The sequence below is a fragment of the Streptomyces sp. NPDC005566 genome (assembly GCF_040605575.1).
In the GTDB taxonomy this organism is placed as follows: domain Bacteria; phylum Actinomycetota; class Actinomycetes; order Streptomycetales; family Streptomycetaceae; genus Streptomyces.
Genome location: NZ_JBEXDB010000039.1, coordinates 20,094 through 29,041 on the forward strand (window position 1 = coordinate 20,094; position 8,948 = coordinate 29,041).

The 8,948-nt window shown below is 68.8% G+C and carries 3 protein-coding genes; 2 read left to right on the plus strand and 1 reads right to left on the minus strand.

Features of this window, described 5'->3' with window-relative positions; genetic code table 11:
• Positions 1 to 37: 37 nt before the first annotated feature.
• Positions 38 to 4,360 (minus strand): HAMP domain-containing protein, encoded by a 4,323-nt coding sequence (locus ABZS61_RS34075; protein ID WP_356430178.1) that lies wholly within the window; start codon positions 4,358 to 4,360, stop codon positions 38 to 40.
• A gap of 339 nt (positions 4,361 to 4,699) precedes the next feature.
• On the opposite strand from ABZS61_RS34075, the gene ABZS61_RS34080 reads away from it, so the two are divergent.
• Both ABZS61_RS34080 and ABZS61_RS34085 read left to right on the plus strand, forming a co-directional pair.
• Positions 4,700 to 6,616, plus strand: a complete 1,917-nt coding sequence (locus ABZS61_RS34080) for a hypothetical protein (RefSeq protein WP_356430181.1) — start codon at positions 4,700 to 4,702, stop codon at positions 6,614 to 6,616.
• Between the two features lie 577 nt (positions 6,617 to 7,193).
• Positions 7,194 to 8,717: a catalase gene (locus tag ABZS61_RS34085; protein WP_356430184.1), complete on the plus strand. Its 1,524-nt coding sequence runs from the start codon at positions 7,194 to 7,196 to the stop codon at positions 8,715 to 8,717.
• The last annotated feature ends 231 nt before the right edge of the window (positions 8,718 to 8,948 follow it).

The window sequence follows — 8,948 nt, forward strand, 5'->3', positions numbered from 1 at the left end:
ACCGCGCCGGTGCCCTCACCGACCGCGTCGCTCCGGATCACGACACCACCGGTGCTTCGTCGGACTGGGCGGCCAGCCACCGGCGAACGCAGGCGATGAGGTCATCGGCGTCCAGCGGTTTGGTGACGTAGTCGCTGGCCCCGGCCGCGAGGCTCTTCTCCCGGTCTCCTGGCATGGCCTTCGCGGTGACACTGATGATCGGCAGAGCTGCGTGCTCGGGCAGCTCCCGGATCCTCATGGTCGCGGTGTACCCGTCCATCTCCGGCATCATCACGTCCATCAGGATCAGGTCGATGTCGGGACGCTCACCGAGTGCCTCGATCCCCTTGAGGCCGTTCGCCGCGTGCAGGACGTTCACGCCGTGCATCTCCAGGATGCCGCTGAGTGCGTAGAGATTGCGCGCGTCGTCGTCGACGACGAGCACGGTGCGGCCGTGGAGGCTTTCGTCGATGGTTTCGGGGGCCGGCGGCCCCACCTCCTCGCTCCGCACCAGCGGGACGACAGCGCCGGGCTGCTCGGCCGACAGGTGAAGGGCGATGCGTTCGCGGAGCTCGTCGAGGCTGGAGAGGAGTTCCAGCGGTCGGACCCGGCCTCTGGCCTGGAGTTCGCGCTCCTGGGCGGCATCCATGCGGCGGTTGTTGTGCGCGAGCACGGGCACGGTCTTGAGCGCGGGGTCGCCGTCGACCGCGTCCAGGAATCCCCTCGCGCCGTCGTCGGCCATGTCGAGTTCGAGGACGACGCAGTGGAACGGTGCCGCGGCCAGGGCACTCGCGGCGTCCTGAGGGCCGACCGCGGCGATCACCTGGATGTCCTCACTGCCGTGGCTCCCCGTCAGTTCGGCCACCGCGCTCTCCGCGACGAGGGACAGCAGGCCGCGCGGGCGCTCCTCTATCACCAGGAGTCGGCGCGGCTTGCGCGGCTCAGGTTCCACGGGACCGACCTGCCGACGGCTGTCGTGCGCCTCGTCGGCGGGAGTCGGTACCGCACCGGAGGGGAGTTCGGCCGCCGGAGCTGCCTGGTCCTGGAAGTCGGCGCGGGCGACCGGCAGATACAGGGTGAACGTGCTGCCCTGACCTGGTGTGCTGCGGGCGGTGAGGGCGCCACCGAGCAGGTGCGCGATCTCCCGGCTGATGGACAGCCCCAGCCCTGTGCCTCCGTACTTGCGGCTGGTCGTGCCGTCCGCCTGCTGGAACGCGCCGAAGATCGTTTCGAGCTGCTGCTCGGCGATGCCGATGCCGGTGTCCTTCACTCGGAAGGCGACGACCGCGCCTCCGCGGTGCACCGAGCCGGGGAGCTCGCCGTCCGTGGCGGGCTCGATACGCAGTTCCACGCTGCCGCGTTCGGTGAACTTCACCGCGTTGGAGATCAGATTCCGCAGCACCTGCCGCAGCCGTGAGTCGTCGGTGAGCAGGTCGACCGGCACGCCGGGGGCGGTCGAGATGGTGAACGCCAGGCTCTTCTGCGTGGTCATGGGCCGGAACGTGGCCTCGACGTAGTCCAGGAGCTGCCGCAGCGTGAACCGCTCCGGGTTGAGGTCCATCTTTCCCGCCTCGACCTTCGAGAGGTCGAGGATGTCGTTGATCAGCTGGAGCAGGTCGCTGCCCGCCGAGTGGATGATCCCGGCGTACTCGACCTGCTTGACCGTGAGGTTGCGAGTCGGGTTCTGGGCCAGCAGCTGGGCCAGGATGAGGAGGCTGTTGAGCGGGGTGCGCAGCTCGTGACTCATGTTGGCCAGGAACTCGGACTTGTAGGTGGAGGCGAGCGACAGCTGCTGGGCCCTCTCCTCCAGCTCCTGGCGCGCCTGCTCGATCTCCAGGTTCTTCGCCTCGATGTCGCTGTTCTGAGCCGCCAGCAGAGCCGCCTTCTCCTCGAGTTCGGCGTTGGACCGCTGCAGCTCCTCCTGCTGGACCTGCAGTTCCTCGGAGCGTGACTGCAGTTCGCCGGTGAGCCGCTGCGACTCCCCGAGGAGTTCATCCGTACGCGCGTTGGCGACGATGGTGTTGACGTTGACGCCCACCATCTCCATCAGCTGCTCGAGGAAGTCGCGGTGGACCGGCGTGAACGCGGTGAATGCAGCCAGTTCGATGACGCCGAGCACCTGGTCGTCGACGACGATGGGGAGCACGATCAGGCTGCCGGGGGGCATCGGCCCGAGTCCGGAGGAGATGCTGATGTAGTCGCCGGGGACGCCGTCCGCCGCGATGGTACGGCGACTGTGGGCGGCTTGGCCGACGAGGGACTCCCCCATTCTGAAGCGGCTGTTCCGCGCGCTGCCGACAGGCCGGCCGTATGAGCCCACGATGCGCAGCTCGGTGCCCTCGGGAGTGTCTTCGGCGAGGTAGAAGGCACCGTACTGGGCGGCGACGAGCGGGGTCAGCTCGTCCATGACCAGCTCACCGACGACGTTCAGGTCCCGGTGACCCTGCATCAGTCCGGAGATGCGGGCGAGGTTGGACTTCAGCCAGTCCTGTTCCTGGTTGGCCCGGGTCGTCTCGCGCAGGGAGCCGACCATGGAGTTGATGTTGTCCTTCAGCTCTGCGACCTCGCCGGAGGCGTCGACCGTGATGGATCGGGTCAGATCCCCCTCGGCCACGGCGCTGGCCACCTCGGCGATAGCCCTCACCTGTCGGGTGAGGTTGCCTGCGAGTTCGTTCACGTTCTCGGTGAGGCGCTTCCAGGTGCCGGACACCCCTTCGACCTCGGCCTGGCCGCCGAGGCGGCCCTCGCTGCCCACCTCGCGGGCAACTCGCGTCACCTCGGCCGCGAAGGAGGACAGCTGGTCGACCATCGTGTTGATGGTTGTCTTCAGTTCCAGGATCTCGCCGCGGGCGTCGACGTCGATCTTCTTGGAGAGGTCGCCGTTGGCGACCGCTGTGGTGACGAGGGCGATGTTGCGGACCTGGCCGGTCAGGTTGTTCGCCATCGAGTTGACGTTGTCCGTGAGGTCTTTCCATGTGCCCGCGACGTTCGGGACGCGGGCCTGGCCGCCCAGCCGTCCTTCGGTCCCGACCTCGCGCGCCACCCGGGTCACCTCGTCGGCGAACGCGGACAGGGTGTCCACCATGGTGTTGATGACCTCGGCGAGCGCCGCGATCTCGCCCTCGGCGTCCACGGTGATCTTCCGAGACAGGTCGCCCCGGGCGACGGCGGTCGCCACCTGGGCGATGGAGCGCACCTGGCCCGTCAGGTTGGACGCCATGACGTTGACGTTGTCGGTGAGGTCCTTCCAGGTGCCGGAGGCGCCGCGGACGGTCGCCTGCCCTCCCAGCTTGCCCTCGGTGCCCACCTCTCGTGCCACACGAGTCGCTTCGTCCGCGAAGGCGGAAAGCTGGTCGACCATCGTGTTGATGGTCTCCTTCAGTTCCAGGATCTCTCCGCGGGCCGTGACACCGATCTTCTGCGTCAGGTCGCCCTGGGCGACGGCGGTAGCCACCTGGGCGATGGAACGGACCTGTGCCGTGAGGTTGCCGGCCATGAAATTGACGGAGTCGGTCAGGTCCCGCCAGGTGCCGGAAACCCCCTTCACGTCCGCCTGTCCGCCGAGAATCCCCTCCGTGCCGACGTCCCGTGCCATGCGGGTCACCTCGTCGGCGAAGGAGGAGAGCTGGTCGACCATCGTGTTGATGGTGTCTTTCAGCTCCAGGATCTCGCCGCGGGCGGTGACCGTGATCTTCTGCGACAGATCGCCTTGTGCCACGGCCGTCGTCACCTGGGCGATGTTGCGGACCTGTGCCGTGAGGTTGCCGGCCATGGAGTTCACGGAGTCGGTCAGGTCCCGCCAGGTGCCGGAAACCCCCTTCACGTCCGCCTGTCCGCCGAGATTGCCCTCGGTGCCGACCTCGCGTGCCACGCGGGTCACCTCGTCGGCGAAAGCGGACAACTGGTCGACCATCGTGTTGATGGTCTTCTTGAGTTCGAGGATCTCGCCGCGGGCGTCGACGTCGATCTTCTGCGAGAGGTCACCCCTGGCCACCGCGGTGGCGACGTGGGCGATGTCCCGGACCTGCGTGGTGAGGTTGCCCGCCATGGCGTTGACGGAGTCCGTCAGATCTGCCCAGGTGCCCGATACGCCGGGCACCTCCGCCTGGCCACCGAGAGTTCCCTCGGTTCCGACCTCCCTGGCCACTCGCGTCACCTCGGACGTGAACAGGGAGAGCTGGTCGACCATGCCGTTGAACACGGTGGCGATCTCACCGAGAAGTCCCTCGGGCCCGTCCGGCAGGCGCGTACCGAAGTCTCCGTCGCGCACCGCCGTGAGTCCTGCGAGGAGCTGGCGTAGTTCCGGCTCGCCCACTTTCCCTGTGCCCCGGGCGCGGGTGCGCTGCACCGGACGCGTGTTCTCATCTGTCGTCTCCGCCATGGCCAATCCTCATAGGCTCGCCCACCATCCGCCTGAACAGCGGAATGTCACCCCAAGGCCCGGCACCGCGGGCCTTCCCCCTGCAACGTTTCCACGTCGGCAAATAGTTGCCGCCAGACAACTGTGTACAGGATACCCGCTGTCGTCGTCCCACCAGGGCCCTGGTCACGTCTCCGTGCGGGCAGTCATATTCTTGGTCAACTGCTGCTGCGGCGGCGGATGAACTCGTAGCGTGTCGAAGCCGGTTCGAGGAGTGTGCAGGGGAGGGTGCGCGCCCCTGACTCCTGTCTGGCCAGCGGCTGCCTTGTCCCACCGCGAGGCGACGGGGATCATGACCGCGTGCAACGCCGAGAGGAACTCCACGAACTGCTCACATGCGCCGGACTCACGGTCGTCCAGGACATTCGCCCGGGCACCCTGCTCCCACCGGAGGCCGGCCGGCGGATCGCGCGGGGGATCGCGGCGCCGGACGGCGCGGTCCGCGCAGCGCTCGACGCGGCGTGGTGGCGCCGCCTTGCGGATGCCGACGGCGAGTTCCTGGTGGCCGTCCTCGGATATCGGATCGGCGGCAACGACTCCTGTTGGACCCGGGTCCGCCACGGCGGCGGCGTGCCGGGGCTGACCGGTGGCCCCGGGTTCGTGGCGCTCTCCCTGGACGGTCAGGTGCTGCTCGCAGAAGTGCCCGACGCAGACGGTCCTCGCGTGACGGCCATCGACCGACTGCCGGAGCGGCTGCAGGAGACTGCCGAGGCCGCCGGGCGCGAGACGGAGACCGAGCGCGCCGAGGCGTGGGCGGCGGTGCCCGGCCAGCCGGCATGGCCATTGCACTGGGCGGAGGGAATCGGGTGGAATCCGGCCGCGCCGGACGAGCTGCTGATCCGGCTGCTGGATGTGGAGGTGGGCTTCCTGCACGGCTGCGACCGGCCCGCCGTACTCGACGCTGCCCTGGCACATCCCGAACCTCGGGTGCGCTCGAGGCCCGCGGGCACCTTCCGGCCCAAGCTCAGCTCCGGTCAGTGGGTACGCCTGGTCCGCACCGAACCGGCGCCGAGCCGGCGCGTGCTCTGGGCCGAGCATGCCTGCGCCTGGGGCGTCGAACTCCCCGGGGACCTGTACGACGACCTCCTCGCCGGCCCGGCCCGCGCGGAGGCAGCCGAACTCCCGGGGCTCCCCGCACACCACCTCCCCGGCCTCGCGGCCGACTCCGATCCCCGGGTGCGGGCAGCTGCCTGCGCCCGGTGGGAAGACCTTGCCGCGCCGCTGCAGGCGCGGTTGCTGGCCGACATCGACGACGCGGTGCAGACGGCAGCACTACTCGCCCATCACACCGGCGTCCCCATGCCTCGCGAGGTCTTTGCGCCGCTGCCGGCGTCCCGGCGCGCGCTCGAACAGTGCCGTCTCTCGCCCGAGCTGGAGGCGGAGATGGTCCGGGACGGGGACACGGAGGTACGCCGGGCGCTGGCTGCCAACCCGCGGATCAGTGCACACAGCGTCACCGTCCTGGCCGAGGACCCGTGCGGCGACATCCGCTCGGCGGTGGCACTGCGGCCCGACCTCCACGAGGAGCAGCGTGCCGCAGTGCGCTACGACTTCGACCCGACGTCGATGTCGCGCACTCTGCCCTGGGTCGAGGGCCTGCACGGTGACGCCGACGCGATGCGCCGCCTCGCCGTATCGTCCCATCCGCTCATCCGCCGAAGCGTGGCCCGTGCCCGGCATCTGCCACCGGACGTCGTGGAGCGTCTTGCGCGGGACGAGGACCGGACCGTCCGCCTGTTCCTCGCCGAATCGTGCGATGACGCGCCGGCCGAGATGCTGCTGGACGTCTGGCGCTGGTGGGACGGCAGCCTCACTCACCCCGATCGCCCCCGCAGTCACCCCAACTTCCCCCGTACGGGCCTGCTGGCCTACGTCGGCGACCCCGAGGGACGGATGCGCCGCCTGGCCCTGGACGATCCGGAGTCCACGCCTGCCGACGTCGCACGTCTCGCCCGCGACCCGGAAGCCGAGGTGCGCCGCCGCGCGGCCGAGGATCCCCGGCTGTCACCGGCCGACGCGGTGCGGCTGCTGAACGACCCAGCGGCCCACGTCCGCGGGACCGCGATGCGCAATCCGCGGCTCCCGGCCCGCGTCCTCGCCGGGCTGCTGCACGACCGCGACACGGCAGGCGCGGCAGTCACCAATCCGGCGATCCCGGTCCCCGTCCTGCACCGGATCCTGACCGCGGCCGCGGCAGCCGTGTCCGCCCGGCGCTGAACACCGTCGGCCCCGCAGCGCGGCCGTGGCGGTCTGCCGACCGCTTCTCGAAGGTGCCACACGCGCCGGCTGCCGCCAGGCGCCCTCCAGCAGAGGTGGCCGGGGGTGCCGGAGGGTTTCGCTTCGACGATGCGCGCGGGCAGGAGCGTGCTGTGGTTGCGGCCAGACCTGCACCAGATGTGGGTCGGGCTCCCACGAATATGCCTCCTGATACAGGACAGGAGGGGATTGCACGGGCGCCTGACACATGTCTCGGGAACTCCGCAGCTGCTCGCCCAGGCTTTCGGCTGTGCTCGATCAGGGAAGGCTTCGCTCTCGCCACGATGTCGCAGCGTCTGCGTACGCCCAGGATGCGGAAATCTCCGCCTCACGACGCGCCGCATCCGACGCCGAGCGCTGAGCCACCACGGACTGTCGGACAGACATGGCAGCGACGAGTTGCGCCGGGACGGTAAAAGATTCTATTCGCCCAGGTTTGACATCCTTCGATCCGGGCTAGTCGAACTGTGGTGACTCCGTTTCGCCCACCCGGCGGGACCAGCTTTGCGCTCACGGCAACATGATGGAGGGCAGCCCGATGACCGACAATTCACGCGAGCCGACCACCACCGATTCCGGTGCCCCGGTGGAGAGCGACGAACACTCGCTCACCGTCGGACCGGGCGGCCCGGTCCTGCTGCAGGATGCGTACCTGATCGAGCAGATGGCACAGTTCAATCGGGAACGGATCCCCGAGCGGCAGCCTCACGCCAAGGGCAGCGGCGCCTTCGGGCACTTCGAGGTGACCCGTGATGTCAGCGCCTTCACCAAGGCCGCGGTGTTCCAGCCCGGGACCAGGACCGAACTTGTGACCCGCTTCTCCACCGTCGCCGGCGAGCGTGGCAGCCCGGACACATGGCGTGACCCCCGGGGCTTCGCGGTGAAGTTCTACACCAGCGAGGGCAACTACGACATGGTGGGGAACAACACCCCCGTGTTCTTCATCAAGGATCCGATGAAGTTCCAGCACTTCATCCGGTCCCAGAAGCGCCGCGCGGACAACAATCTGCGCGATCACGACATGCAGTGGGATTTCTGGACCCTCTCGCCCGAGTCGGCTCACCAGGTCACGTGGCTGATGGGCGACCGCGGCATCCCCCGCAGCTGGCGTCACATGAACGGCTACACCTCCCACACCTACATGTGGATCAATGCGCAGGGCGAGCGCTTCTGGGTGAAGTACCACTTCAAGACGGACCAGGGGATCGAGTACTTCACCCAGGACGAAGCCGACCAGATGGCGTCGGCGGACACGGACTACCACACGCGGGACCTGTTCGAGCACATTCGTGACGGTGTCTACCCGAGCTGGACCCTGCACGTACAGGTCATGCCGTACGAGGACGCCGCGGACTACCGATTCAACCCGTTCGACCTGACCAAGGTGTGGCCGCACGGCGACTATCCGCTGATCGAGGTCGGCCGGATGACCTTGGACCGCAACCCGACCGACAACCACGCCGAGATCGAGCAGGCGGCCTTCCAGCCGAACAACCTGGTCCCCGGCATCGGCCCCAGCCCGGACCGCATGCTGCTCGCCCGCCTGTTCTCGTACGCGGACGCGCACCGCTACCGGATCGGAGCCAACTACCAGCAGCTCCCTGTCAACGCGCCCGTCGTCCCCGTCCACACGTACTCGAAGGACGGGGCAATGGCGTATCGCAAGACGACCGACCCCGTCTACGCACCGAACTCCAAGGGTGGACCCGCAGCCGACACCGCGCGGTACGGCAGCCCGCCCAGCTGGTATGCCGACGGGCACATCACCCGGGCCGCATACGTCTCCCACGCCGAGGACGACGACTGGGGCCAGCCCGGCACCATGGTGCGCGAGGTCTTCGACGACGCGGCCAGGGACCGTCTGGTGGACAACGTCGTGGGCCATCTCCTCAACGGAGTCACGGAGCCCGTTCTGCAACGAGCCTTCGAGTACTGGTCCAACATCGACAAGTCGATCGGCGAGCGTATCGAGCAGGGAGTCCGCGCCAAGGCGGACGAGAAGGATCCCAAGGCCGAGAAGCAGAGCAATCCCGCGCGACGGGACATGCAGGCCAAAGCCTGACGGAAACTCGCGAGGAGTCACACCGCGAGCCATCACGGCGGAAGCTGCGTGAGCGAGGGCGAGGGCGAGGGCGAGGGCGAGGGCGTGGGTGGCCCGACTGTGGGCTCGCAATGCGAGGATCACAGGATCAGTGGATTACGGCCTGCTGCCAAGGCCGTAGAGCCCCGCTTCCGGTGGGTCCGTAGACCGACTCGGCGTGCGTGTGGCCCGGCACCGGTGCCGGGCCACACG

Excerpts from the sequence above, each read along its gene's own strand:
- ABZS61_RS34085 (WP_356430184.1), top strand. The coding sequence starts at position 7,194 with ATGACCGACAATTCACGCGAGCCGACCACCACCGATTCCGGTGCCCCG.
- ABZS61_RS34075 (WP_356430178.1), bottom strand. The coding sequence starts at position 4,360 with ATGGCGGAGACGACAGATGAGAACACGCGTCCGGTGCAGCGCACCCGC.